Annotated in this window: 28 protein-coding genes; 10 read left to right on the plus strand and 18 right to left on the minus strand. The window is 72.2% G+C overall.

Annotation, left to right across the window (positions count from 1 at the left end; all coding sequences use genetic code 11):
- Window positions 1-6 precede the first annotated feature (6 nt).
- Window positions 7-552: a sigma-70 family RNA polymerase sigma factor gene (locus BIU91_RS01585; protein WP_071244624.1), complete on the plus strand. Its 546-nt coding sequence runs from the start codon at window positions 7-9 to the stop codon at window positions 550-552.
- Window positions 549-1,358, plus strand: a complete 810-nt coding sequence (locus tag BIU91_RS01590; RefSeq protein WP_071403909.1) for an anti-sigma factor — start codon at window positions 549-551, stop codon at window positions 1,356-1,358. Before BIU91_RS01585 ends, BIU91_RS01590 begins: the two co-directional genes overlap by 4 nt.
- Window positions 1,359-1,434: 76 nt before the next feature.
- On the opposite strand, the gene BIU91_RS01595 is transcribed toward BIU91_RS01590, so the two are convergent.
- Together BIU91_RS01595 and BIU91_RS01600 are read right to left on the minus strand one after the other, a co-directional pair.
- Complete coding sequence (locus BIU91_RS01595; protein ID WP_071403910.1) at window positions 1,435-2,055, minus strand: response regulator transcription factor; 621 nt, start codon at window positions 2,053-2,055, stop codon at window positions 1,435-1,437.
- A complete protein-coding gene (locus BIU91_RS01600) occupies window positions 2,052-3,230 on the minus strand; it encodes a sensor histidine kinase (protein ID WP_071403911.1) in 1,179 nt (392 codons plus the stop codon). Before BIU91_RS01600 ends, BIU91_RS01595 begins: the two co-directional genes overlap by 4 nt.
- Before the next feature lie 150 nt (window positions 3,231-3,380).
- On the opposite strand from BIU91_RS01600, the gene BIU91_RS01605 reads away from it, so the two are divergent.
- The 5 genes from BIU91_RS01605 (at window position 3,381) to BIU91_RS01625 (ending at window position 9,831) form a co-directional block, all read left to right on the plus strand.
- Window positions 3,381-4,466, plus strand: a complete 1,086-nt coding sequence (locus BIU91_RS01605) for an ABC transporter permease (RefSeq protein WP_071403912.1) — start codon at window positions 3,381-3,383, stop codon at window positions 4,464-4,466.
- A complete protein-coding gene (locus BIU91_RS01610) occupies window positions 4,463-5,137 on the plus strand; it encodes an ABC transporter ATP-binding protein (protein ID WP_071403913.1) in 675 nt (224 codons plus the stop codon). Before BIU91_RS01605 ends, BIU91_RS01610 begins: the two co-directional genes overlap by 4 nt.
- 108 nt (window positions 5,138-5,245) lie before the next feature.
- The gene (locus BIU91_RS01615; RefSeq protein WP_171907747.1) at window positions 5,246-6,814 is read left to right on the plus strand and encodes a UDP-N-acetylglucosamine 1-carboxyvinyltransferase; all 1,569 of its coding nucleotides are present in this window, start codon (window positions 5,246-5,248) and stop codon (window positions 6,812-6,814) included.
- Between the two features lie 146 nt (window positions 6,815-6,960).
- Window positions 6,961-8,094, plus strand: coding sequence for a DUF475 domain-containing protein (locus BIU91_RS01620; RefSeq protein WP_071403914.1), 1,134 nt, complete (start codon window positions 6,961-6,963; stop codon window positions 8,092-8,094).
- A gap of 135 nt (window positions 8,095-8,229) precedes the next feature.
- Window positions 8,230-9,831, plus strand: coding sequence for a Na+/H+ antiporter (locus tag BIU91_RS01625; RefSeq protein WP_071404013.1), 1,602 nt, complete (start codon window positions 8,230-8,232; stop codon window positions 9,829-9,831).
- A gap of 122 nt (window positions 9,832-9,953) precedes the next feature.
- On the opposite strand, the gene BIU91_RS01630 is transcribed toward BIU91_RS01625, so the two are convergent.
- Window positions 9,954-10,901: a helix-turn-helix domain-containing protein gene (locus BIU91_RS01630; RefSeq protein ID WP_071403915.1), complete on the minus strand. Its 948-nt coding sequence runs from the start codon at window positions 10,899-10,901 to the stop codon at window positions 9,954-9,956.
- Between the two features lie 115 nt (window positions 10,902-11,016).
- On the opposite strand from BIU91_RS01630, the gene BIU91_RS01635 reads away from it, so the two are divergent.
- The 3 genes from BIU91_RS01635 to BIU91_RS01645 all read left to right on the plus strand — a co-directional run bounded on the left by BIU91_RS01635 (window position 11,017) and on the right by BIU91_RS01645 (window position 12,308).
- Entirely contained in the window at window positions 11,017-11,652 is a 636-nt protein-coding gene (locus tag BIU91_RS01635) for an isochorismatase family protein (protein WP_071403916.1), read from the plus strand.
- A gap of 89 nt (window positions 11,653-11,741) precedes the next feature.
- Window positions 11,742-11,897: a hypothetical protein gene (locus tag BIU91_RS01640; RefSeq protein ID WP_017887460.1), complete on the plus strand. Its 156-nt coding sequence runs from the start codon at window positions 11,742-11,744 to the stop codon at window positions 11,895-11,897.
- A 120-nt stretch (window positions 11,898-12,017) separates the two neighbouring features.
- Complete coding sequence (locus BIU91_RS01645; protein ID WP_071403917.1) at window positions 12,018-12,308, plus strand: metalloregulator ArsR/SmtB family transcription factor; 291 nt, start codon at window positions 12,018-12,020, stop codon at window positions 12,306-12,308.
- A 25-nt stretch (window positions 12,309-12,333) separates the two neighbouring features.
- Here the strand turns inward: BIU91_RS01645 and BIU91_RS01650 are convergent, their stop codons facing one another.
- From BIU91_RS01650 to BIU91_RS01715, 15 genes are all read right to left on the minus strand, one after another.
- Window positions 12,334-13,023 carry a cation transporter gene (locus tag BIU91_RS01650; protein WP_071403918.1) on the minus strand — a complete coding sequence of 230 codons (690 nt, stop codon included), beginning with the start codon at window positions 13,021-13,023 and terminating at the stop codon, window positions 12,334-12,336.
- Window positions 13,005-13,331 carry a metalloregulator ArsR/SmtB family transcription factor gene (locus BIU91_RS01655; protein ID WP_071403919.1) on the minus strand — a complete coding sequence of 109 codons (327 nt, stop codon included), beginning with the start codon at window positions 13,329-13,331 and terminating at the stop codon, window positions 13,005-13,007. The genes BIU91_RS01650 and BIU91_RS01655 overlap by 19 nt, the downstream gene beginning before the upstream one ends.
- Window positions 13,332-13,409: 78 nt before the next feature.
- Complete coding sequence (locus BIU91_RS18715; protein WP_171907749.1) at window positions 13,410-13,583, minus strand: hypothetical protein; 174 nt, start codon at window positions 13,581-13,583, stop codon at window positions 13,410-13,412.
- Between the two features lie 210 nt (window positions 13,584-13,793).
- Complete coding sequence (locus BIU91_RS01660) at window positions 13,794-14,969, minus strand: flagellar hook protein FlgE (protein WP_071403920.1); 1,176 nt, start codon at window positions 14,967-14,969, stop codon at window positions 13,794-13,796.
- 70 nt (window positions 14,970-15,039) lie between these two features.
- Window positions 15,040-15,483, minus strand: coding sequence for a flagellar hook capping FlgD N-terminal domain-containing protein (locus tag BIU91_RS01665; RefSeq protein WP_071403921.1), 444 nt, complete (start codon window positions 15,481-15,483; stop codon window positions 15,040-15,042).
- A gap of 25 nt (window positions 15,484-15,508) precedes the next feature.
- Window positions 15,509-16,921, minus strand: coding sequence for a flagellar hook-length control protein FliK (locus BIU91_RS01670; RefSeq protein WP_071403922.1), 1,413 nt, complete (start codon window positions 16,919-16,921; stop codon window positions 15,509-15,511).
- Window positions 16,918-17,655, minus strand: a complete 738-nt coding sequence (locus BIU91_RS01675) for a C40 family peptidase (RefSeq protein ID WP_071403923.1) — start codon at window positions 17,653-17,655, stop codon at window positions 16,918-16,920. The genes BIU91_RS01670 and BIU91_RS01675 overlap by 4 nt, the downstream gene beginning before the upstream one ends.
- Window positions 17,652-18,083, minus strand: coding sequence for a flagellar FliJ family protein (locus BIU91_RS01680; protein WP_071403924.1), 432 nt, complete (start codon window positions 18,081-18,083; stop codon window positions 17,652-17,654). Before BIU91_RS01680 ends, BIU91_RS01675 begins: the two co-directional genes overlap by 4 nt.
- Window positions 18,083-19,426, minus strand: a complete 1,344-nt coding sequence (locus BIU91_RS01685) for a FliI/YscN family ATPase (RefSeq protein WP_071403925.1) — start codon at window positions 19,424-19,426, stop codon at window positions 18,083-18,085. The genes BIU91_RS01680 and BIU91_RS01685 overlap by 1 nt, the downstream gene beginning before the upstream one ends.
- On the minus strand, window positions 19,423-20,097 hold the full coding sequence (locus BIU91_RS01690; protein WP_071403926.1) for a hypothetical protein: 675 nt from the start codon (window positions 20,095-20,097) through the stop codon (window positions 19,423-19,425). The genes BIU91_RS01685 and BIU91_RS01690 overlap by 4 nt, the downstream gene beginning before the upstream one ends.
- Window positions 20,090-21,142: a flagellar motor switch protein FliG gene (gene fliG / locus BIU91_RS01695; RefSeq protein ID WP_253183659.1), complete on the minus strand. Its 1,053-nt coding sequence runs from the start codon at window positions 21,140-21,142 to the stop codon at window positions 20,090-20,092. Before fliG ends, BIU91_RS01690 begins: the two co-directional genes overlap by 8 nt.
- Window positions 21,139-22,809 (minus strand): flagellar basal-body MS-ring/collar protein FliF, encoded by a 1,671-nt coding sequence (fliF, locus tag BIU91_RS01700; protein ID WP_071403927.1) that lies wholly within the window; start codon window positions 22,807-22,809, stop codon window positions 21,139-21,141. The genes fliG and fliF overlap by 4 nt, the downstream gene beginning before the upstream one ends.
- Window positions 22,809-23,150, minus strand: coding sequence for a flagellar hook-basal body complex protein FliE (gene fliE, locus BIU91_RS01705; protein WP_027465513.1), 342 nt, complete (start codon window positions 23,148-23,150; stop codon window positions 22,809-22,811). The genes fliF and fliE overlap by 1 nt, the downstream gene beginning before the upstream one ends.
- Window positions 23,150-23,545, minus strand: a complete 396-nt coding sequence (locus BIU91_RS01710; protein ID WP_017886136.1) for a flagellar basal body rod C-terminal domain-containing protein — start codon at window positions 23,543-23,545, stop codon at window positions 23,150-23,152. Before BIU91_RS01710 ends, fliE begins: the two co-directional genes overlap by 1 nt.
- Window positions 23,542-23,886, minus strand: a complete 345-nt coding sequence (locus BIU91_RS01715; protein WP_017886135.1) for a flagellar basal body protein — start codon at window positions 23,884-23,886, stop codon at window positions 23,542-23,544. The genes BIU91_RS01710 and BIU91_RS01715 overlap by 4 nt, the downstream gene beginning before the upstream one ends.
- Window positions 23,887-24,084 lie beyond the last annotated feature (198 nt).

A 24,084-nucleotide genomic window follows, 5' to 3' on the forward strand; every position in this document is an offset into this window, starting at 1 on the left:
GAAGACGTGACGACCATCCTCCCGGACGACAGCGAGCTCTCGGACGCGTTCCGCGCCGGGGGCGAGCACGCCCTGCGAGCCGTCTACGAACGGTGGTCGTCGCTCGTGTACTCGCTGGCCCTGCGCGCCCTGGCCGACCCGGCCGCCGCGGAGGACGTCACGCAGCAGGTCTTCGTGAAGGCCTGGCAGCGCAGCACGAGCTACGACCCCGGCCGTGCCCCGCTCGGCGCATGGCTGGTCGGCATCACCCGGAACTGCATCGCCGACGCGCAGAACGAGCGCCGACGGCACGCCAGCGCCGCCGACCCGGACGTGGTCGAGGAGACCACCCCGGCGCCGGAACCGGCCTTCGACCTGGCCGAACGGGCACTCGTCGCCGGCGAGCTCGAGCGGCTCGACGAGGTCCCACGGCGCGTGATGCGACTGGCGTTCTACGACGACCTCAGCCATCGTGAGATCGCCGAACGGCTCGAACTGCCGCTGGGCACCGTCAAGAGCCACATCCACCGAAGTCTGGCTCGGCTCCGAACACGTCTGGAGGTGATCGAATGAAGCACGTCGACGACGAGACGCTGGCGATGCTCGCGGTCTCCGACCAGGTCGCCGCGGACGACGTCGCCGAGCACCTGGCGTCCTGCGACCGGTGCCGCGACGAGGTCGCCGCGCTGCAGCGAGTCGCCGCGGTGACCCGGGCGTCCGAGGACGTCACGCTGGCCGCGCCCCCGGAGCACGTGTGGGACCGGATCGCGGCCGAGGTCGCCCGGACGCCGCAGCAGGCTGCGGCGCCGGCGACCGATCCCGCACGAGCGGCTGAACGCACGTGCGGCGGGGCAGCCGGCGGCAGCCGGTCCGACGCGCAGCACCACGCCGTGGCCCGCCGACCCCGATCCCGTCCGCGTCGTCGCCGTGTCCTGGCGCTGGTGATCGCCGGCGTCGGCGTGCTCGCCGTCGTCCTCGGCATCGGTGTGGCGTCGGGGGTCGTCCCCGGACTCCCCCGCGGCGACACCGAGACCGTCCTGGCGAACACCGAGCTCGCAGCGCTGCCCGGTTGGTCGGGGACGACCGGCCGCGCCGAACTCGAACGTGACCAGGACGGCCGGGTGACCCTGCTCGTCGACCTGCACGGAGAGCGCGGTCGCTCCGGCACCGGTCCGCTCCGCGAGGTCTGGATGATGCGGTCGGACCTCGGCGGACTGGTGAGCGTCGGCTACCTCGACGGCGACCAGGGCCGCTTCACGGTGCCCGACGGCGTCGACACCGCGGAGTTCCCGGTCGTGGACGTCTCGGCCGAGGCCGACGACGGCGATCCGGCGCACTCCGGTGACTCGATCGTCCGGGGCACCCTGACCGATCCCTGAGCAGTGCGGGGCACTGGTGTCCGCGAGCGGGACAGCTCCGTCGGCTCCGTCAGCTCCGTCGGCTCCGTCGGCTCCGTCAGCGCAGGATGCCGAGCGCCCGGGCCTCGGACACCGCGGCGGTCCGGGATCCGACGCCGAGCTTGGAGAACACGTGGACCAGGTGTGACTTCACGGTCGCATCGGTGATGTGCAGGCGTGCCGCAACATCGACGTTCGAGGCACCCTCGGCGACGAGCCGGAGGACCTCGATCTCGCGAGCGGACAGGCTGACCCGTGGCGCACGCATCCGCGCCATCAGGCGGCTCGCGACCGCCGGCGCGAGGGCGCTCTCACCGGCGGCTGCGGCGCGCACCGCGGCGAGCAGTTCGTCGGGCGGCGTGTCCTTGAGCAGGTACCCGCTGGCCCCCGCTTCGACAGCGCCCAGGATGTCGCCGTCGCTGTCGTAGTTGGTGAGGACGAGGACGTACGGCGCGGCGTCGGTCGACCGGATCTGCCGGGTGGCGTCGGCACCGGTGCGGTCCTGCCCGAACTGCAGGTCCATGAGCACGAGGTCGGGGGCCAGGGACGCCACGAGCGCTGCGGCTTCGTCGGGTGTCGCGGCCTCCCCGACGACGTCGACGTCGACCGCCCCGTCGAGGAGCGCGCGCAGGCCGGCGCGGACGACAGGGTGGTCATCCGCGATGACGAGTCGGATCACGGGCGACCGACCTGCACGGTCGCGGTGATGGTCGTGCCGTCCCCGGGTGCGCTGTCGATGGTGAGACGGCCACCCAGCTGGTCGACACGTTCACCCATCGCGCGGAGCCCGAACGCGTCGGACGTGCCGGAGCGGGTGCCGACACGGTCGGGGTCGAAGCCGGAGCCGTCGTCCTGCACCCGCAGGGACGCGTGCGTCGCGGTGACGTCGAGGGTGATGTCGACGGTCGTGGCGCCGGCGTGCTGGGCGACGTTCGCGACGGCCCCCTGGGCGATGCGCAGCAGAGCGGTTTGCACGTCCATCGTCAACTCCGACGCTTCGGGTGCGGCCGTCACGGTGATGCCGAGCCCCTCGCGGTGCCACTGGTCGCTGAGGCGGCGCAGTGCCGCGGGGAGGCCGGCATCGAGGGACGGCGGTGCGAGCTCCCGGATGAAGCGCCGCGTGTCGGCGAGGCCGTCGGCCGCTGTGGCGCGTGCGAGGCGGATGTGCTCGATGCCCCGCCGGCCGCCGTCGGCTGCTTCGGCGGCGTGGAGGAGCATCTGGATGCTGGAGAGGTCCTGCGCGACGGTGTCGTGGATCTCGCGTGCCAGGCGGGCGCGTTCGGTGAGGACCCCCTGCTGCCGTTCGGTCGCGGCGAGTCGGTCGCGGGTGGCGAGGAGTTCCGCCAGGAGTGCCTCCCGCTCGACGGACTCGCGGGCGAGCGCCCGGTAGCCGAGGCCGATGAGCAACGCGACCCCGGCACCGACGAGGGGCCCGATCACCCCGCCCACGGTGAAGCCGCCGTGCAGGCCCAGGGCGACGACCGCGATCAGGGTCGCTGCGACCACGGCGGCCGGCCCGACGATCCGGGGCAGGACGTGCAGGTAGAGGAAGAACAACGGGAACACCAGGTACGCCGCTTCCGGCACCAGGACGAGCAACGCCACCCACACGACGGTCAAGGCGGTGATCCAGGCCGCTCCCACCACGGCTCGGCGTGCCTCCGGCGCGGCGGCGACACCGGCGCCGAGCAGGTACAGGACGGCGAACCCGACCACCAGGGCGATCGCCGCCCACATGGTCGGGTCACGGACGACGAGGACCCGGACGACGACGAGTGCCACGAGCGCGGCGAACAGCACGTGCAGTCCGGTGCGGAGCCCGACGAACACGGGCGTGAGGGTGCTGTGTGCCATGTCCGTTGCAGCGTACGGCGGCCACGACCCACCGGACATCAACCAGAAGTCGGACGAGAGCAGTCAACCTCCCGGCGATGGCACCGGGCCCCGCGACGGCGAGGCTCGTCTCGACGGCAGGGAGCGTCCCTGCCGTCGGAAGGAACCATCGTGTTCGTCGCTTGGCGCGACCTCCGATCCGCCCGTGGCAGGTTCGTGCTCATCGGGTCCGTCGTGTCGTTGATCACCCTCCTGGTCGGCTTCCTCGCTGGCCTGACCGGCGGCCTCGCCGCGCAGAACGTGTCCGCGGTCCTCGGCATCCCCGGGAACCGGCTCGTCCTGCAGGAGCCCTCGACCGGGCAACCATCGTTCTCGCAGTCGGCGATCGACGCCGCGACGGTGTCCGCGTGGCGGGAGTCCTCCGGCGTCGAGCACGTCACGCCGATCGGGATCGCACAGGGGCGCGCCGCCGTGCACGCCGAAGCCGCACCAGCGGTCGCCGTCGCCCTGTTCGGCGTCCCACGGGGAGCCCCCGCGTCGACGGTCACCGACCTGGCTCCGCGGTCCGACGACACGGTGGGCCTGTCCGCTGGCGCAGCGAAGGACCTCGACGTCGCCGTCGGGGACGCCGTCACGATCACCGGGACGACCTACCGGGTCGCCACCGTCGGCGGAGACGCCTGGTACAGCCACACCCCCGTCGTCGCACTCTCCCCGACGGCGTGGGCGTCGACCGACCGGCGCCTCGGCGGGGACGGCGAAGCGACCGTGCTCGCCGTCTCCGGTTCGCCGGACTGGGGCAGCACGGCGGACCGCACGCGCACCGTCGCCGTGTCGCCGCTCGCCAGCCTCACCGCGCTCGAGACGTTCAAGTCGGAGGTCGGGTCCCTCGGACTCATGATCGTGATGCTCTTCGGAGTCTCCGCGCTCGTCGTCGGGGCGTTCTTCACCGTGTGGACGCTGCAGCGTGCCGACGACATCGCCGTCCTGAAGGCCCTCGGCGCCTCCGACGCGTCGCTCGTCCGCGATGCCCTCGGCCAAGCACTCGTCGTCCTGGCCGCGGGGGTCGGGGTCGGGATCGGTCTCGTGTCGGTCCTGGGGACGCTCGCGAACGGTGTCCTGCCGTTCCTGCTCAGCCCGCTCACCACCCTGCTGCCGGCCGCCGTGATGGTCGTCCTCGGCCTCGCCGGTGCCGCCGTCGCACTCCGCACCGTCACCAGGGCCGACCCCCTCGCCGCACTCGGGAGCAACCGATGATCACCCTCGACGACGTCACCCTCACCTTCCCCGACGGCGACTCCCGCGTCACGGCGGTGGACCGCGTGTCCCTGACCGCTCCGAGCGGGGTCGTCACGGGCATCACCGGGCCCTCCGGCTCCGGGAAGTCCTCACTGCTCGCGGTCGCGGCGACCCTGATCCGCCCGGACTCCGGGCACGTGTGGATCAACGACGTCGACGCAGCGACCCTGACCCGGAACGAGGCGACGACGCTCCGCCGCGGACAGATCGGCATCGTGTTCCAGCAGTCGAACCTCATCGAGTCGCTCACCGCTCGGGAGCAGCTGCTCGTCATGGCGGAGCTCGGCGGCGGCCACCGTGACCGGACCGCGGTGCGCACCCGTGCCGGTGCGCTGCTGGCAGCGGTCGGTCTCGCCGAGCACCGCGGCAAGCGACCCGCGCAGCTCTCCGGCGGCCAGCGGCAACGGGTCGCGATCGCCCGCGCCCTGGTGAACACCCCGTCCGTCCTGCTCGTCGACGAACCCACCAGCGCGCTCGACCAGGAGCGAGGCGCCGAGATCATGGCCCTGATCGCGCGCCTCACGCACGAGCAGGCCACGGCGACGATGCTCGTCACGCACGATCTCGTCCACCGCGACGCGCTCGACCGCCTGGTCACCGTCGTCGACGGCCGCCTGACCGATGCCTGAGCGTTCGTCCCCCGAAATTCCCAACTGTGACGTATTCGAGACCTCAGGACGCGCAACGGGTGTCGATCTTCCACTGCTTTATCTCATGAGCGTGTTAGCGTGGCGCACATGACCGACACCACCACCGTCGTCTCGCCGGCATCTCCGGCGACCGCAGCACCCCTCCGTGAGGTCGGCGCCCTGATCCGGGGCGCCCGCAAGGGCCGCAGCATGACGCAGGCCCAGCTCGCCGAACGCGTCGGCACCAGCCAGAGCGCCATCAACCGCATCGAGCAGGGCGGGCAGAACCTGTCCCTCGAGATGCTCACCCGCATCAGCGACGCCCTCGACCAGCAGATCGTCTCGATCGGCGGCGCCCCGCAGCGTGCCCACCTGCGCGTCCAGGGCGGCCGGAAGCTCAGCGGCTCCATCGCGGTGAACTCGAGCAAGAACGCCGCCGTGGCACTGCTCTGCGCCTCGCTGCTCAACCGCGGCGTGACCCGACTGCACAAGGTCGCCCGGATCGTCGAGGTCGACCGCATCATCGACGTGCTCCGCAGCCTCGGCGCGAGCGTCACCTGGTCGGAGGACGGCGAGACCCTCGAGATCGTCGCCCCCGACGACCTGCACCTCGACGCGATCGACGCCGACGCCGCCCGCCGCACCCGCAGCGTGCTCATGTTCCTCGGCCCGCTCAGCGGCCGGTACGAGTCCTTCCGCCTGCCCTACGCCGGCGGCTGCGACCTCGGCACCCGCACGGTCGAGCCGCACCTCATCGCGCTCCGTCCGTTCGGGGTGGACGTCGAGGCGACCTCCGGTTGGTACGAGGTCGACGTGGCGAACCAGGCCGTCCCCACCAAGTCGGTCGTGCTCACCGAGCGCGGCGACACCGTGACCGAGAACGCGATCCTGGCCGCCGCGGCCCGCGACGGCGAGACCGTCATCCGGAACGCCAGCCCCAACTACATGGTGCAGGACCTCTGCTTCTTCCTCGAGCTGCTCGGGGTGCAGATCGAGGGCATCGGCACCACCACGCTCCGCATCACCGGCAAGAGCAAGATCGACGAGGTCGTGGACTACTGGCCGAGCGAGGACCCGGTCGAGGCGATGAGCCTGCTGACCGCCGGCATCGTCACCGCGTCGACCCTCACCGTGACCCGGGCGCCGATCGAGTTCCTCGAGATCGAGCTCGCGACCCTGGCCGAGATGGGCCTGCGCTTCGACGTCACCGAGGAGTACGCCGCCGCCAACGGCCGCACCCGCCTCGTCGACATCACGGTGTACCCGTCCGAGCTGCACGCGCCGATCGACAAGATCCACGCGATGCCGTTCCCCGGCCTGAACATCGACAACCTGCCGTTCTTCGTCGTCATCGCGGCCATGGCGGAGGGCACCACGCTCGTGCACGACTGGGTCTACGAGGGCCGGGCGATCCACCTGCTCGACCTCACCCGCCTGGGCGCGAGCGTCACCCTGCGTGACCCGCACCGCCTCGACGTCACCGGCCCGACGCACTTCTCGGGTGCCGAGATCAGCTGCCCGCCGGCGCTGCGGCCCGCCGTGGTGATCCTGCTGGCGATGCTCGCGGCGAAGGGCGAGAGCGTCCTGCGCAACGTCGGCATCATCGCCCGTGGCTACGAGCAGCTGCAGGAGCGCCTCAACTCGCTCGGTGCGTCCATCGAGACGTTCCACGACTGACGCGACCACCCGCCCGCGCGACCTGACGGCCCGTCCCCGCAAGTGGGGACGGGCCGTCACCCGTTCTGCGGGGTCCCCACGGGCCTCCAGGCCGATGCCCAGGAGCGCTCCATGCGCCGCCCAGCCCGACCGTGCTGGATGGGCAGATGGCCACGAGATCACTCCTGACCGTCCCCCTGCTCATCACCGTCGCGGCCGCCGCGGCGACCTGGCTGGTGCTCGGCCCCGCCGCAGCGCTCGCCTTCGTCGCCCTCGCGTTCCTCGAGATCGCGATGGCCGCGGACTCGTCCGTGCCGATGGCCGGCATCGCCGGCCGGCTGCACTCCCCCGCCCGGCGGCTGTTCCTGTCGCTCGGGATCGTCGCGGGCGTGCTCGCGATGCGCCTGCTCCTGCCGCCGGCCGCCGTCGCGGTCGGTGACGCGACCGACCCGGCCAGCTCGGTGGAGGAAGCCGTCTTCGCGCCCGGCTCGTTCTCCGCGCACCTGGCCGAGGTGCGTCCCGCCCTCGCCGCCTTCGGCGCCGCGTTCATCTGGCAGGTCTTCGCCGAGTACCTGTTCAACACCGACCGCGCGTCACGCAGGTCGTGGCTGGGCAGCCTGGAGGCGCGGCTCGCCTCCGTCGCGCGACCGCGCGTCTGGTCGCTGGTCACCGCTGCGACGGGGGTCGTCGTGACCTCCGTGCTCGTCGGGTCGCGTTCCGGCTGGGCCGCCGGTGCGCTGCTGCCGGTCGCGCTCGGCGGGGTGGCCGGTATCGCGGCGTACCTCGTGTCGAAGCGGACCGCGGCGTGGGCGCTGCGCAGCGGCCCCGGTGGCGGCGGGTCGGACACGGCGTCGATCGGGGTCGGCCGCGGAGCCTGGCGCATCCACCTGTACGCGTCGACGGTCGTGTTCGAGCGGGGGCTCGTGGTGTTCATGCTCTTCGAGATCCTCGACGGCGTGTACAGCCTGTCGGGGTCCGGGCCGCTCGGGTCGGACGGGCTCGGGGCGCTCGAGCAGGCCGCGGTCGCCATCGGGGCGATCGGGGTGGGCGCGGTGTTCCTGGCCCGCCTGACCTCGCGGGTCGACCAGGCTGCGGGGCTCAAGCGGCTGCGGTACCTGAAGGCCGGGGCGGCGTACGTCCTCGGGGTGCTGTCGGTGCTGCTGTGGGCGAGTCTGCTCGTGCCGATCCCGGGCGTCGTCGTGGGGTGGTTCGGGACCGTCGTGATCGGGTCGGCGCTGGTGAGTTCCCTGCCGTGGCGCGCGTGGTGGCGGCGGGTAGTGCGGCGGCCGCGGGCGGTGTGAGCGGCGGGTCGTGACGCGTCGTGCGGTGTGGTGCGGCGCGTCGTCCGGCTGTGTGCGGCGCGTCGTCCGGCTGTTCTGGAAGGATCCACCGTGGATCGGCGTTGACTGGCGGGTCGGACGACGATCGGAGTGCACGTGCTGGGACCGGAACTGGTGGTCGTGCTCGGCCTCGCCATCGCACTGACGGCGGCCGTGGCCGACCGGATCCGGATCGCACCACCCGTGCTGCTCCTGGTCTTCGGCGCGCTGCTCGGGCTCGTGCCGGAGTTCGCGGACGTCGAGCTCCCCGCCGAGGCCGTGCTGCTGCTGTTCCTGCCGGCGCTGCTCTACTGGGAGAGCCTGACGACGTCGCTCCGCGAGATCCGGAAGAACCTGCGCGGCATCGTCCTGATGGGCACCCTGCTCGTCGTGGTGACCGCCGGCGCCGTCGCCGTGCTGCTGCACCTGCTCGGGATGCCGTGGGGGCCGGCCTGGGTGCTCGGCGCCGCGGTCGCCCCGACCGACGCGACCGCGGTCGGCGTGCTCACGAAGATGCTGCCGCGGCGGAACGTCACGGTGCTCCGCGCCGAGAGCCTGGTGAACGACGGCACCACCCTCGTCGTCTACGGCATCGCGGTGGCCGTCACCGTCGGCACGCAGGAGCTCACGTTCTGGGGCGTGTCGGGCATGCTCGTCCTGTCCTACATCGGCGGGGTCGCCGCCGGGCTCGCGGCCGCGTGGATCGGGACGATGGTGCTGCGGCGCGTCGACACCGTCGTGCTCGAGAACCTCGTCACCCTGCTCGTGCCCTTCGCAGCCTTCCTGGCCGCCGAGGCCATCGGTGCCTCCGGCGTGCTCGCCGTCGTGGCGGCCGGCATCGTCGTCAGCCAGGTCGGCCCGAAGCTGGACCGTGCCGAGACCCGCCAGCAGGTGCGCGCGTTCTGGTCGTTCCTGACCTTCCTGCTCAACGGCGCGCTGTTCGTCCTGGTCGGCATCGAGGCGATGGTCGCCGCACGCGCACTCGACCCCGCCGACCTGCTGCGCGGGACCGGGATCGTCTTCGCGGTCGCGGTGCTGCTCGTCATCGTGCGGTTTGCGTTCCTCAACGCCGCGGGCGGGACCATCTGGCTCGTCACCCGACGCACCGGCGGAGAACCCCGCGAGGGGCACCGCGACCGGCTCGTCAGCGGGTTCGCCGGGTTCCGGGGCGCGGTGTCGCTCGCCATGGCCGTCGCCGTGCCGCGCACCCTCGAGTCCGGCGGTGACTTCCCCGAGCGGGACCTCATCGTCTTCGTCACCGCCGGCGTGGTCATCGTCACGATCGTCGGGCAGGCCCTCGTGCTGCCGGCTGTCCTGCGCCGCGCCGCGCTCCCCGAGGACGAGTCCGTCAGCGAGGAACGTCGCTACGCCGAGCGCACCGCCATCGAGGAGGCGCTCGATGCACTCCCCCGTCTCGCACGGTCGACCGGAGCCGATCGTGCCACCGTCGATCGCCTGCGGAAGGAGTACGAGGCGCACCTCGACGTGATCGAGGCCCGCGAAGGGGACGACGACGACCACCCCGCGCTGCAGCGGCACGACAACGCGGTCGCCCTCGAGCTCGCACTCGTCCAGCACAAGGCGAACACCCTGTTGCGCCTGCGGGACGCCGACGAGATCGACGACCTGGTGCTGCGTCAGGTGCGCGCCGGGTACGACGCGGAAGAGGCGCGGCTGGACGGCATCGAATCGGTGGCATCGCCGCCCACGTCGTCGTAGGGCGACTCCGGGCATGCCTGGTCGAATCGGGCGTACTCGGTCTGTCGTTCTGACCAGGGATGCCCGTTCCGCGTTCCCATTGCAGCCGTCAGGGGATGGAACGCGCTCGTTCAGCCGGCCGGTCAGGGCCTCGCGTCGAACCGTCGGCGGTAGCTCGAGGGTGTGCTGCCGAACGCCACGGCGAAGTTCTGCCGCAGCGTGACCGGGTTGCCGAACCCGCACGCTGCGGCGATCCGGTCGACGGGCAGGTCGGTGGTCTCGAGCAGCCGACGGGCCTCGTCCAGACGGCGACTCCGTACCCAGGCCGCCGGGGTGGTGCCGGTCGACGCCCTGAAGGCCCGGACGAAGCTGCGGCGGCTCATGTGGGCCGCCGCAGCGAGTCGGTCGACGCCGAGCTCCTCGTCCAGGTGCTCCACCGCCCAGGCCGATGCCGTCGCCACCGGGTCGTCGCCCCGACGCTGCACGACCGGCCGCTCGATGTATTGGGCCTGCCCGCCTTCGCGGTGCGGCGCGACGACCAGGCTCCGCGCGACCCGGTTCGCTGCCCCGGCACCGAGCCGCGTCCGCACGACGTGCAGGCACGCGTCCAGCCCGGACGCCGTGCCCGCCGAGGTCAGCACGTCACCGTGGTCGACGTAGAGCACGTCGGCGTCCACGGTGACGTCGGGGTGTGCGGCGGCGAGCCGGTCGACCTCGCGCCAGTGCGTGACGGCGCTGCGTCCCGCGAGGAGCCCGGCACCGGCGACCGCGATCGACCCGAGGCACAGACCGACCACGACCGATCCCCGCGCGTGCGCGTCGACGACCGCCCGTTCCGTCGGTGCCGGCAGTCGGGTGCCGTCGTCGGTCCAGGACGGCACCACGACCAGGTCGGCGTCCGCCGTGGCGTCGAGCCCCTGCACGGGACCGAGCGTCAGCCCCTCGGCGGTCCGGACCGAACCGCGCCGGTCGGAGAAGACGACGGTCTCCCAGTCGGCGAGCCCGAGCCGGGTGACCTCGTCGAACACCATCTGCGGGACCGACAGGTGGAACATCGTGATGCCGTCGAAGGCGTAGATGGCGATCCGCACGCGGGACTCCTCCGGTTTGGCCTGGATCCATCGTACCGACGCACGCGTGCCAATCGCACCGAGCGCATCGACGGACGAGGATCGTCGAGTACGCCCACCGACCCAAGGAGCTCCCGTGTCCGATCCCCAGCGCGCCCTCGTCCTCGTCGACATCCAGCTGGAGTACTTCAGCGGTCCACTCGAGGTCCGGTTCCCGCCCGTCCGCGACGCGCTCGCGCAGATCACGACCGCGATCGACGCCGCGACGGCTGCCGGCACGCCGATCGTCGTCGTCCAGCACACCGCCGGTGACGCTGCGCCGGTGTTCAACCCGACGACGGAGGCGTTCGCCCTGCACCCCGAGATCGAGCGACGACGGACGCCCCAGTGGCGTCAGGTCACGAAGCAGTTCAGCTCCGTCTTCGCCCACACGGACCTGCTCGCCTGGTTGCAGGAGCGGTCGATCGACACGGTCACCCTGGTCGGCTTCATGACGAACAACTGCATCATCGCCTCGGCAGCCGAGGCGGAGGCGCTCGGCGTCTCGGTCGAGGTGCTGTCCGACGCGACCGGCGCGATCAACATCGTCAACGCCGGCGGGGCCGTGTCCGCCGAGACGGTGCACCGCACGCTGATGGCGTTGTTGCAGTCGAACCTCGCCGCGGTCGCACCGACCGCGGAGTGGACGTCGGCACTCACCGCCGGAGTCGCGATCCCCGGGGACGCGCTGCCGACGTCGGCCGTCGCGGGAACCCAGCGGTTCCTGGGCTGACATCCGTTCTCATCTATAAATGTATTGCTACTTCTGCATATGGGATCTACGCTGAGGGCATCCCAACCGACGATCAGCAGGAGGTCACCATGGCCGAGCACGAGAACAGCGCAGAGCACACCGTCGCCGAGCACACCCACCAGGACGGCTGCGGCCACGAGACGGTCCAGCACGAGGACCACGTCGACTTCGTCCACGACGGACACAAGCACGCCCAGCACGGCGACCACTACGACGAGCACTGATCTCCTGATCAGCGCAGGCCCGTGATCAGCACCGATCGACGGACCTGCGCGACGGCCCCGACGCACCGCGCCGGGGCCGTCGTGTTGCATGCACGTATGCGCGTGCGCTTACATGAGTCCATGTCAGACGGGATCGAAGCAGCAGCCGAACTCTTCAAGGCGCTGTCCTCGCCCGCCCGACTCCGGATCCTGTCGGCGTTGATCTCCCAGCCTTCCGACGTCGGCTCCCTCGCCGAATCGACCGAGCTGTCGCAGCCCCTGGTGTCCCAGCACCTCCGCACGCTGCGGCTCGCGGGCATCGTGCAGGTCGAGCGCATCGGGCGGAACGCGGTCTACTCGCTGCACGACGAGCACATCGCGCACATCGTCGGCGATGCGGTCAGCCACGTCCGCGAGACCGAAGCCGACTGAACCGCCGGCCGCGGGCAGACTTCGCTCAACAGCAGTCGCAGCCGTCGCCCTCGCGCTCCCCCGTCAGCGCCGACACCGGCTGCTTGCACGCGTCGCCGCGCCAGGCCTCGAGCCCCTCGCGCACGGCGAACACGACCGCGACGAGTCCTGCGAGCGGATCGGCCCACCACCAGCCGAACAGGCTGTTCGCCAGCAGGCCGAGCAGCACCGCCGCCGACAGGTAGCTGCAGATCAACGTCTGCTTCGAGTCGGCGATCGCCGACGCCGAACCGAGTTCGCGTCCGGTCCGCCGTTCGAGGAGGCTCAGGAACGGCATGACCGCCAGGCTCACCGCGGCCAGCACGATGCCGACCGGACTGTGCTCCGGCGACCGGACACCCGTGAAGGTCAGGACGGCATCGACACTGACCACGACGGCGAGCCCGAAGAACGAGACCGCGATCACCCGCAGTGCCGTTCGTTCCCGGGTCTCCGGGTCGCGCCCGGCGAACTGCCACGCGACGGCCGCCGCCGACAGGACCTCGACGATCGAGTCGAGCCCGAAGCCGATCAACGCGGTGGACGAGGCAACCGAACCGGCGGCGATCGCCACGACGGCCTCGATCACGTTGTAGGCGAAGGCCGCCGCGACGATCCACCTGATCCGTCGCCGGAGCACGCCGACACGAGCCGGTGCGAGCGACACCGCGGCCGTGGTCACCGCTCGATCTCGCATCCGCCGTCGTCGGCAACGTCCACCGCGAGCACCACGTCGACCAGGGACTCGAGCGCGCGGGTGAGGTTGCGGTCCGCGATCTCGTAGCGGGTCCGACGCCCCTCGGGCACGGCGACGACGATCCCGCAGCCGCGCAGGCACGCCAGGTGGTTCGACACGTTCGTCCGCGTCAACTCGAGTTCCTCGGCGAGCCGCGCTGGGTAGCCGGGTCCGTCGAGCAGCCGGAGCAGGATCCGCGCACGCGTGGGGTCGGAGAGCGCCCGCCCCAGACGGTTCAGCACGTCGTACCGCGAGGCAATGGTCAGCATGCGCTGACCATACATCGGGCCACGCCCAGAACGCCGCCGATCCGGACGACGCGTCGCGCTCCCGGGCAGCGTTCGATCTCAGACGTCCGAGAGCCGCCGCCCGGTCAGCGCGTCGTTCCAGCTCGTGCGGCCGCCGGGAGCACGCGACTCGTGCACGCCGTCGTGGCCGCGCGGTCGATCACACCGCCAGCGGTCGAAGACGCTGCGGCAGCGGTGGTCGGACGGGTGGTCGGTGTCGTGGTTCTCGTGCATCGCACCGATGAGACGTCACGACGCACCCTTTCGTCACGATCGGCCGCCGAACTCCCTGGACCACGAACGATGGTGAGCAGGAACGGTCGAGTCCCCCTTCCGCACCCGACCGTTCCTGCTCACCAAGCGCCCGCGACGCGACGCGAGACGCGAGCGCAGCGCCCGCGACGCGCGCCCGCGAGCCCCCGCGAGCCCCGCGAGCCCCCGCGCCTAGCGCTTCAGGTTCGTGAGCTCCTGCAGCACCTCGTCCGAGGTGGTGATGATGCGGGCGTTCGCCTGGAACCCGCGCTGCGCCACGATCAGGTTCGTGAACTCCTGCGACAGGTCGACGTTCGACATCTCGAGCGTCCCCGCCGCGAGCGAACCGACGCCCGCCGAGCCGGGACCGCCGACCGTCGCGCCGCCCGAGTTCGCCGTGGCGCGGTAGCCCGACGCCCCGGTCTTCTCGAGGCCGGCCGGGTTGGCGAACGTGGCGAGGGCGATGCGACCGAGCGCGAGCGACGCGCCGTTCGAGAACGTGCCGGTGACGGTGCCGTCCTTCGAGATCGAGTAGCCCTGCAGCGCGCCGGCCTCGCGGCCGTTCTGCGAGCCGATCGCCGCGGTGTCGAGCGAGGCGAACCCGGTCAGGTCGCCCATGTCGACCCGGATACCCCCGACGGCGAGGGTGCCGCCGGCGGTCAGCTTGCCGTCGGTGCCGAAGGTCAGCGAGGTCGTCGCCGTGGTGCCCTGGCCGTTGCGCCCGGTGACGTCCCAGCCGTCGGCGGTGCGCGTGTAGGCGAGCGACATCGTGTGCTTGGCACCCGAGGCGTCGTACACGGTGGCCTCGCGGGTGATGGTCTCGCCGACGGCGGTCTCGGACGGCAGGTTGCCGGCGACGGTGGCTGCGGTGGTGCGGACCGCCGGGGCCGCTGCTTCGAGCGGCAGCGTGATGTCGGACAGCTGTCCGTTCTCGTTGACGACGCCGTTCGTGGCCGGGTAGCCCTGCACGATCTTGCCGTCGGCGGTGACCAGGCGGCCGTTGGCGTCGAAGTCGAACGCACCGGCACGGGTGTAGACGGTGTCGTTGCCCAGGCGGGTGACGAAGAACCCGTCGCCCGAGATCATCAGGTCGGTCGCCTTGCCGGTGGCCTGCGCCGAGCCCTGCGAGAAGTTCGTGGAGACGCCGGCGACCTGCACGCCGAGGCCGATCTGGGCCGGGTTCGTGCCGCCGATGCCGGTCTGCGGTCCGCCGGCACCCTGGGTCATCTGCGACAGGGTGTCCTGGAACACGGTGGTCGACGACTTGAAGCCGACGGTGTTCACGTTGGCGATGTTGTTGCCGGTGACGTCGAGCATCTGCTGGTGGGAGCGGAGGCCGGAGATCCCGGAGTAGAGCGAGCGGAGCATGGTGCGTCCTTTCGGAGAGGCAGGAAGTACGAGGAAGTACGAGGAGGAACGAGGAAGGAACGAGCGGGCGTCAGGACGCCGGAGCGGTGGTGGTGATGCCGGAGATCACGTCGAGAGCGACCTCCTTCCCGTTCACGGTGACCGTGGGCACGCTGTTCGCGTACGACACGGCCGAGGCGGTCCCGGTGACGGACTTGCCCGAGTCGGCGTCGGTGTAGCTGACCTGCTTGCCGACGAGGTTCGCTGCGGCGATGCGCATCTGGAGCGAGAAGTTCTCGTTCCCCGTCGTGGTCTGGTTGGTGATCTGCTCCATCATCGCGAGCTGCGTCTGCTGGCCGATCATCTGGTTGGTGTCCATCGGCGACGACGGGTCCTGGTTGCGCAGCTGCGTGACGAGCAGCTTCATGAAGACCTCGGAGTCCATCGTCTGGGACTTCTGGGCGGTGGAGTTCGCGGCGAGGGCCGCGGCCTGCGCGGTCGGGTCGACGCTGCCGGTGATGCCGTCGATGGGCATGGTGCGTTCCTGTTCGTGAGCCGGATCAGGCGAGGACGTCGAGTCCCGCGGTGCGGATGGAGGGCGTGTGGGCGGTGGGCTGCGGACGCTGGGTGACCCGCGCCTCCAGGCCGGGGTCACCAGGCAGCGCACGCGCGGCCGGACGCTCGTCGCGACCCGGCGCATCCTGCGGCTGGTTCTGCGACGACAGGTCGAGCGTGGTGCTCACACCGGTGCCGGCCGCATCCCGCCGCAGGTCCGGCAGGACCTGGCGGACGGCCTCGCGGCCGGCGTCCGACGCGGCGAACAGCTCGACGTGCATGCCGTGCGCGGTGACGTGCGCGCGGACCGTGACCGGGCCGAGGCTGTCCGGCACGACCTGCACGGTGACGACGTGCTCGCCGGGGCCGGCCTGTGCGAGCGAGAACACCGGTCGCGACAACTGCTGGGCGAGCGGTGCCGGGGCCGGCGCGGTCGGCGCGGCGGGCGCGGCGGTCGGCGTCGTCGACATGACGAACGGCGTCTCGCCACCGCGCGTCGGGGCGACGGCCGGGAGGCCCGGATCACCCGGCGTCGACGCCTGCTGCTCCGTCCCGTGGCCGGCTCGGGAGCCGGTACCGGCTGCCGGGGCGGCGGCCGCCACGACCGGCGGCTGGCCCGGGGTCACGGTGGCGGTGTCGCCGTCGGCGGTGCGGGTCGCAGCGGGGGCCGCGATCGCGGCAGCTGCCGTCGGGGCGGTGGTCGCCGGGTCGGTCGCGGCCGCGGTCGTCGACGCAGCGGTCGTCGTGGGGGTTGCGCCGGCGACGGTCGTCGCGGGCGCGGCCGGAGACGCGGTGCCAGCGGGTGTCACGGCGGGGGTCGTCGCGGCGGTGGTCGCCGCGCCCGTCGTCGCTGCGGCAGCGGTTCCCCGTGCCGCGCCCGACGACGGTGCCTGCTGCGGGGTCGCCATTGTGGGAGCGGTGGTCGGCGCCGGGGTCGACGGGACCGGCGTCGAGGCGTCCCCCTCCACCGACGGCGGTGTCGTGGTCGTGGTGTCGATTGCTCCGGCGGTCGCCCCTGCGGCCACGACGGCGTGAGGGTCGTCGTCGGGGGTCTCGGCGGCCCGGCTGGCCGGAGCGATCGGTGCGGTCACGGCCACGAGTCCGGCGGCGAGCAGCGCCTGCGCGTCGACGGGCGCTGCGTCGCTCGGCACCGACTGGTCCGACGCGGACGCGGACGTGGACGTGGACGCAGACGCAGACGGCGTAGCGGCGGTGCCCGGCGTCGCCGCCGACCCGTCCGCCGTGCGGCCGTCGGCGTCGTCCCGCCCGGCAGCACCATCGCCGGGGCGCCGCTCGGTCGCGACGGCGGCGGTCAGTGCCGCTCCGAAGGACCCGGCAGCCGCGGGGTCGGACGATGCACCCCGGGTGGAGCCCGGTGCGGTGGGCACGGACGGCTGGGTGGCGATGGTCAGGCTCATGCGGCGCTCCCGGACTGCATCATGGACAGCAGCGCGGCGGTCTGCAGGTCGGGCGCGGAACGCGCAGCCGAGGCGGTCGGCGCGGCGACGGTCGCCGGAGCCGCCTGGGCGGGGACGATCCGGCGGATGGTTGCGATGTCGGCGTCGGAGTACCAGTTGTCGACGATCCGGACGTCCTTGCCGGGGCGCGGCGCGTGCAGCACCTTGCCGTCGCCGACGTAGATGACGACGTGGCCCTCGCCCTTCGGGATGATCAGGTCGCCGGGCTGCGCGTCCTTCAGGGAGCCGACCTCGACGCCCATCTTCGCCTGGTCCGGCACGACCCGGGGCATCGTGACCCCGAGGTCCTTGAAGACCGTCTGCACCAGGCCCGAGCAGTCCATGCCCGCGGTCGTCTCCCCGCCGAACACGTACGGCACGCCGAGGTACTTCTTCGCGTCGGCCACCACATCGGCGCCGGTCGCACCGCTGCCGGTGGTGAGGGTGCCGGCACCGGCGTCGACCGAGGTCGCCGGGGCACGGGTGGCCGTCGGGGTCGCTGCGGCGGTCGCACCGGCAGCGCTCGCGGCGCCGGTCGTGCCGTCGGCGGTGGCGAGGGCATCGGCGAAGGCCGACGATCCCGCGGCACCGCTGGTGGCGGAGGCGCTCGGGGCAGCCGTGGCCGTCCCGCCGCGCAGCGTGTCGATCTGGGACCGGATCTCCGAGATCCGGGAGAGCACCGCTTCGACGCTCATCGTGCACCACCTTCCGTGCGGCGTCGTGCCGCGATCTCGTCGAGGGCGTTCTGTTCGGTCCGGAGTTCCTCGGCCGCCTGCTGCTCGGTGTGCTTGCCCTCGAGCTTCTCGAGGCCGACGGCGGCGCGACGCGCGGCGGTGTAGTCCTGCTGCGCCCGGTCGGCGTCGGCACGGCGGTTCTGCACCACGGCGTCGAGCTCCTCGAGCATCCCGCGGGTCGCGGCACGGGCTGCGGCGACGGCGCTCAGGGTGGCGGCGTCCTGGATGGGCTGGGCGTCCTCGCTGTCGGCGAGGCTGCGGCGTGCGGCGATCCGGGCGTCGGCGGCGTCGCGGACGCGCTCGTTCGCGGTGGCCAGTGTGGCGGCGGCACGGTCCTGTTCGGTGTGGCGCAGGCGCAGGAGCCCGGCGAGCGGGAAACGGCGGGCCATCACGACACCCCCAGCTGCTGCACGAGGCCGCCGAGGCGCTGCCAGGACGCATCAGCCGTGGCCCGCTCGTCCATGCCCTGGCGCAGGAACGCGTCGATCGATCCCTGGTGGTCCACGGCGGCGTCCACGAGCGGGTTCGACCCGCGCTGGTACGCACCGACGTCGAGCAGGTCCTGGGCTCCGGCTCGGGCGGCCATCACCTTCCGCAGCACGGTGGCGGCAGCACGCTGCTCGGGTCGGGTGACCTTCGAGGCGACGCGGGACACCGAGCCGAGGGCGTCGACCGACGGGAAGTGCCCGGTGATCGCGAGCCTGCGGTCGAGCACGACGTGGCCGTCCAGGATGCTGCGGGCCGCGTCGGCGATCGGCTCGTTGTGGTCGTCGCCGTCGACCAGCACGGTGTACATGCCCGTGATGCTGCCGACGCGGTCGGTCCCGGCGCGCTCGAGCAGTCCGGCGAGCACCGAGAACGTCGACGGCGGATAGCCCCGGGTGGCCGGCGGCTCTCCGACCGACAGCCCGATCTCGCGCTGCGCCATCGCGACGCGGGTGAGCGAGTCCATCATGAGCACGACGTCCTGGCCGGCGTCGCGGAACGACTCGGCGATGCGGGTGGCGACGAACGCGGCGCGCAGGCGCATGAGCGCCGGTTCGTCGGAGGTGGACACGACGACGATCGAGCGGGCGAGCCCCTCGGGTCCCAGGTCGTCCTCCAGGAACTCGCGCACCTCACGGCCGCGCTCCCCCACCAGGGCGATGACGTTGACGGCCGCGTCGCTCCCGCGCGCGATCATCGACAGCAGCGACGACTTGCCCACGCCGGACCCGGCGAACAGGCCCATGCGCTGCCCGCGGCCGACGGTGGTCAGGGTGTCGAGCACGCGGACGCCGAGCTGCATCGGGGTGTCGATGCGGGTCCGGGCCATCGCGCTCGGGGTGTCGTGGTCGAGCGGGACCCAGGTGACCGGTTCGCCGCCGGGGCCCTCGAGCGGGCCGCGGTCGTCGATCGGTCGGCCGAGTCCGTCGAGCACGCGGCCGAACAGACCGGATCCGGTCGGCACGAGCACCGGGCGGCCGGTCGGACGCGCCGGGGTACCCGCGGTCACGCCGGTCAGACGGCCGAGCGGCATGCAGCGGACGCCGGAGGCATCGGTGGCGACGACCTCGACCGCGGTCTGCTCGCCGTCCTCGGCGCCGACCGTGACGACCTCGCCCACGCGGGCGTCGAGTCCGGCGATCGTCAGCCCCAGGCCGACGGCGCTCGTGACGACACCGACCCGCTGGGGTGCGGCCCGCAGGAGCGCCTCGTCGAGGCCGCGCGGACGGAGCAGCGTGGCGGTCACCGGTCGGCTCCCGTCGCGTCGACACCGAGGGCGGTGCGGGCGCGGTCGAGCGCCGTGGCGATGCGCGCGTCGAGCATGCCGTCCGGCAGGTCGACGACGGCGTCGCCGTCGCGCAGGGCGCCGTCGGCGACGACCGGCACCGGCAGGTCGAGGCCGGCGACGCGCGCGGCGTCCGCCGGGCTCAGCCGGACGGCCACCGGGACCGTGCGGTCGACGGACGCGAGCGCCCGCCGGACGGTGGCCTCGGCGCCGGACGCGATCCGGGCCTCCCGGCTGCCCTGTCCATCAGGACCGTCGGCGACGGTCGCGTCGTGCGCGGGCCTGGAGGCGCGGACCACGTTGCCGACGATCGCCTCGGCCAGATCGACTGCCGCACTCGCGACCGACGCCTCGGCGTCCGCCAGGACGGGTGCGACCGTGGAGAGCATGGCGTTCGTGGCGGCGTCGAGGACCGCGATCCGGCGGGCCGTGTCGGCCTGCAGCGCGGTGACCCGCGCGGCGTGCTCGGCCTCGAGCCGGGCGCGCAGGGCGTCGGTCGCGGCCTGCGCGGCCCGCAGGCCGGCGGTGTAGCCGGCCGCGTGCCCGCGGACGTCCGCGCTCGACGCGCGCTCGCGTCCGGCGGGGTCGGCGAGCACCGGGAAGGCGACGCGGTGCACGACGGTGTCAGTCAACGAGCTCGTCCTCCTCGGCGCGGTGCACGGTGACGACGCCCTGGGCCTCGAGCTCGCGCACGGAGCGGACGACCTCGGCACGGGCTTCCTCGACCTGCGAGACGCGGACCGGGCCCATGGCCTGCAGTTCGTCGTCGAGCAGTTCGCGGTTGCGCTCGGAAACGTTCGCGCGGATGGTCTCGACGACCGGCCCGGCTGCGCCCTTCATGGCGGTCGCGAGGATCTTCGAGTCGATGCCGCGCAGCACCTGCTGGATGTCGCGGGACTCGAGCTTCACGATGTCCTCGAACGTCAGCATGCGGGAGCGGATGTCCTCGGCGAGCTCCGGGTCGCGGGCTTCGAGTCCCTCGAGCACGGCCTTCTCGGTCGCGACGTCCGAGCGGTTGATGATGTCGACCAGGGGCGCGATGCCACCGACGACCTCGACGCTCTCGCGCGGCGACACGACGGCCCCGGCGCGCTGGCGCAGCACACCGGCGACGATGCCGACGGCCTCGGGGGTCGCGCTGCCCATGGTGGCGAAGGCCTGGGCGACGTCGGTGCGGACCCGCTCGTCGATCCCGGCGAGCACGGCACTGGCCTGACCGGCGCCCAGGTGGGCGAGCACGAGGGCGATCGTCTGCGGCAGCTCGCCCTCGAGCAGGGAGATGACCTGGCCGGGTTCGGCGTCGTCGAGGAAGTCGAACGACTGGCCGGCGAGGTTCGAGGCCAGACGGTCCATCACACCGGCGGCCCGCTCGGCGCCGAACGACGCCTCGAGCAGCCCGAGGGCGGTCTCCTTGCCGCCGCGCTTCTGCAGGCGGCCGCTCATCGTGATCCGGTGGAACTCCGACAGCGTCTGGTCGACGACGGTGTCCTCGACGCGGCGCATCCGGACGATCTCGGCGGAGATCTCCTCGGCCTCCATCTCGGTGAACTGCTTCATCACCTCGGCGGCGCGGTCGGTCTCCATCTGCATGAGGATGAGCGCGACCTTCTGCGCACCGGTCAGGGCACGGTCACTCGGACCGGAGCCGCCGCCGGGGCTCGGCATGAGCGCGCTCACACCGGTGCCCGGTCGTCCAGGAGCCCGCGCAGGAGCTCGGCGGTGCGCTTCGGGTCGCGCTCGGCCAGGGCGGAGATGTCCTGACGGCGGCGCTCGGCGGTGATCTCCTCGGTCGTCAGCACCTCGGTGGGGGCGTCGCCGGCGGGCATCGCCGACAGTACGGCGGTCGGGGCGTCACCGGCACCGAGCGTGGCCCGGTCGTCGACGCCGTCCATTGCGAGCGGCAGCTGGAACGTCTCACCGGCGAAGGCGTCGAGCTCGCCGAGGTCGACGGCCTCGCGCTCCTGCTTCCGGTTGCGGCGGGCGACGAAGAACATGATCGCGATGACGGCGAGGACGATGCCGATCACGATGCCGGCAGTGCGGATCGACGACCACAGTGCTTCCTGCTGGTCGGCCTTCTGCTGGGCTTCCAGGGCCTTGGCGGCCTGGTCGGAAGCGCTGGTGTCGAAGTCCATCATCGCGACCTTGACCTGGTCGCCACGGTTCTGGTCGACACCCGCGGCGGCGGACACCAGGTCGTTGATGCTCTGCAGGTTCGCGTTCTGCACGGCGGCGGCCTTCGAGTTCAGCGCGACCGAGATGGTCTGCCGGTCGAGCCCGCCCGAGGGGATCTGCGTGGTCTCCGTGGTGTGGTCGACGGCGTTGTTCTTCGTCGCCGACTCGTTCTTGTACCCGTCGTCGCCGGTGCCGCTCGTCGCGGTGCCGTTCGGGACGGCGATGTTGTCCGGACCGAGGACCCCCGTCGCGCCGCTCCCCGCGCCGGAGCCGGCGCCGTACTCCTCGGTGGTGCTCGACTCGTTCAGTGCGACCGGACCCGAGGTCGGGCTCGTGTAGCTCTCGGACGTCCGGGTGCCGGACTCCTGGTTCATCGTCCCGGAGACCACGACGGTCGCGTTGCCGACGCCGAGCGTGGTGTCGAGCAGGTCCTGGATCTTCTTGCTCGTCGCCGCGTCGTAGTCGGCGGCCTGGTCCGCGCCGCTCCCGGTCGCACCGGTGCCGACGGCGGACAGGGTCTGGCCCTTCGCGTCGACGACCGAGACATCGGTGGGCTGCATGCCCTCGACCGAGGCGCTCGTCAGGTGCACGATGGCCTGCACCTGGTCGGTGCTGAGCTGCGTGCCGTTGTCGGTCGCGATGAACACCGACGCGGTCGGGTCCTTCTCCTCGGAGACGAACACCGACTTCTCCGGGATCGCGAGCTGCACGGTGGCGGTCTGCACGCCGTCCATCGCGCCGATGGTCTTGGCGAGCTCGCCCTCCATCGCGCGCTTGTAGGTGACGTCCTGCTGGAACTCCGAGCTCGTCACGCCCATCTTGTCGAGCAGCGAGTATCCGCCCTCGTTCGACGACGGCAGGCCGTTCGACGCCGCCTTGAGCCGCTCCGAGTACACCTGCGCCTGCGGCACGAGGATCGTCGCACCGCCGTCGGTGAGCTGGAACGGCACGCCGTCGGTCTGCAGCTGGTCCGTGATGGAGCTCGCGTCGGCCGCGGCGAGCCCGGTGAAGAGCGGCGCGTAGGACGCCTTGCCGAGCCAGGACGCGAGGGCGATCCCACCGAGCACGAGCGCCGCGATCGCCAGGATCGCGATGGTGCGCTGGGCTGCGGAGAAGCCCTTCACGTAGGCGCTGAGGCGCGCGAAGACGTTCTTGACGGCGACGGGCATCAGGCCTGCATCCTCATGATCTCGTTGAAGGCGTCGACGCCCTTGTTGCGGACGGCGGAGACGAGCTCGAGCGTGACCTGCGCGCGGGTGGCGGCGATCGTGGCGTCGTGGATGTCGTCGAGGTTGCCGGTCACGGCCTTGAGCGCGAGGGTCTTCGAGTCGCTCTGCAGCGACTGGAGCCCGTCGACGGCGTTGCCGAGGCTCGCGGCGAACCCGCTGCCGTCGGTCGTCGCGCCGGCGGCACCGGTGGCGTTCGTGCTGTCGCTGGACGTCCCCGACACACTCGTCAGGGCGTTCGTCATCGCGTTGGTGGTCACACCGTTCACGGCGTCGATGGGCATCAGTTCTTCCCGATCTGCAGTGCCGCCTCGTAGGCGGTCTTGGCACGGTCGACCACGGCGGCGTTCGCCTGGTAGCCGCGCTGGGCCATGATGAGGTCCGCCATCTGGGTGCCGAGGTCGATGTCGGGCATGCGGACGTAGCCCTCCTCGTTCGCGAGCGGGTTGTCCGGGTCGTAGGTCACCCGGCCGGCGGCGCTGCCGAACGCGGCGCCCTTGACGTAGGCGCCGGAGACGCCGGCGCCCTCCTGCACCTCGACGTACCGCGCCTGGAACGCGGTGTCGTCCATCGACTTCACGGTGTTCGCGTTGGCGATGTTGTCCGAGACGGCGTCGAGCCACTTCCGGTGCACGGTCAGACCGGTGCTCGCGATGCCGATCGCGTCGAAGGTCGTCACGAGTTCGTCCGCATCGCCGCACGGACGCTGGTGAGCTCGGAGTTCATCGCCTGCGTGGCGAACTGGTACCGCAGCACGGTGTCGATGTTCGACAGCGTCTCCTCGTCGAGGTTGACGTTGTTGCCGTTCGTGTTCGTCGGCTCGAGGCTGCGCGCCATCGTCGGCGTGGTGGCGCCGTCGCCGTCCACGATCGACTTCGCCAGGGCGTCCTCGAACTGCACCTTCTCGGCGTGGTAGTTCGTCGTGTTGATGTTCGCGATGTTGTTCGCGATCACCTTCTGGCGCATCGACAGGCCGTCGAGTGCGCTCTGCAGCGCGACGCTCGTCACGGAATCGAACACGAAGGGTCCCCTCGTCAGGCGTCGTCGGTGCGACGTCGCCGTGCGGTGGTGGCCGATCCCTGGCCGAACTGGTGAGCGATCCGTGCTCGAGTGGCGCTATCGGAGCCCGTCGTCCGCCGCGTTAGGCGTCGCCCCGAACGGGGGGCGGTGCGGGCTGTGGGCGGCGGAGCACCCGAGATGCGACAGAGCACCCGTCGA

The organism is Curtobacterium sp. MMLR14_002 (assembly GCF_001864975.1).
Taxonomy (GTDB): Bacteria; Actinomycetota; Actinomycetes; order Actinomycetales; family Microbacteriaceae; genus Curtobacterium; species Curtobacterium flaccumfaciens.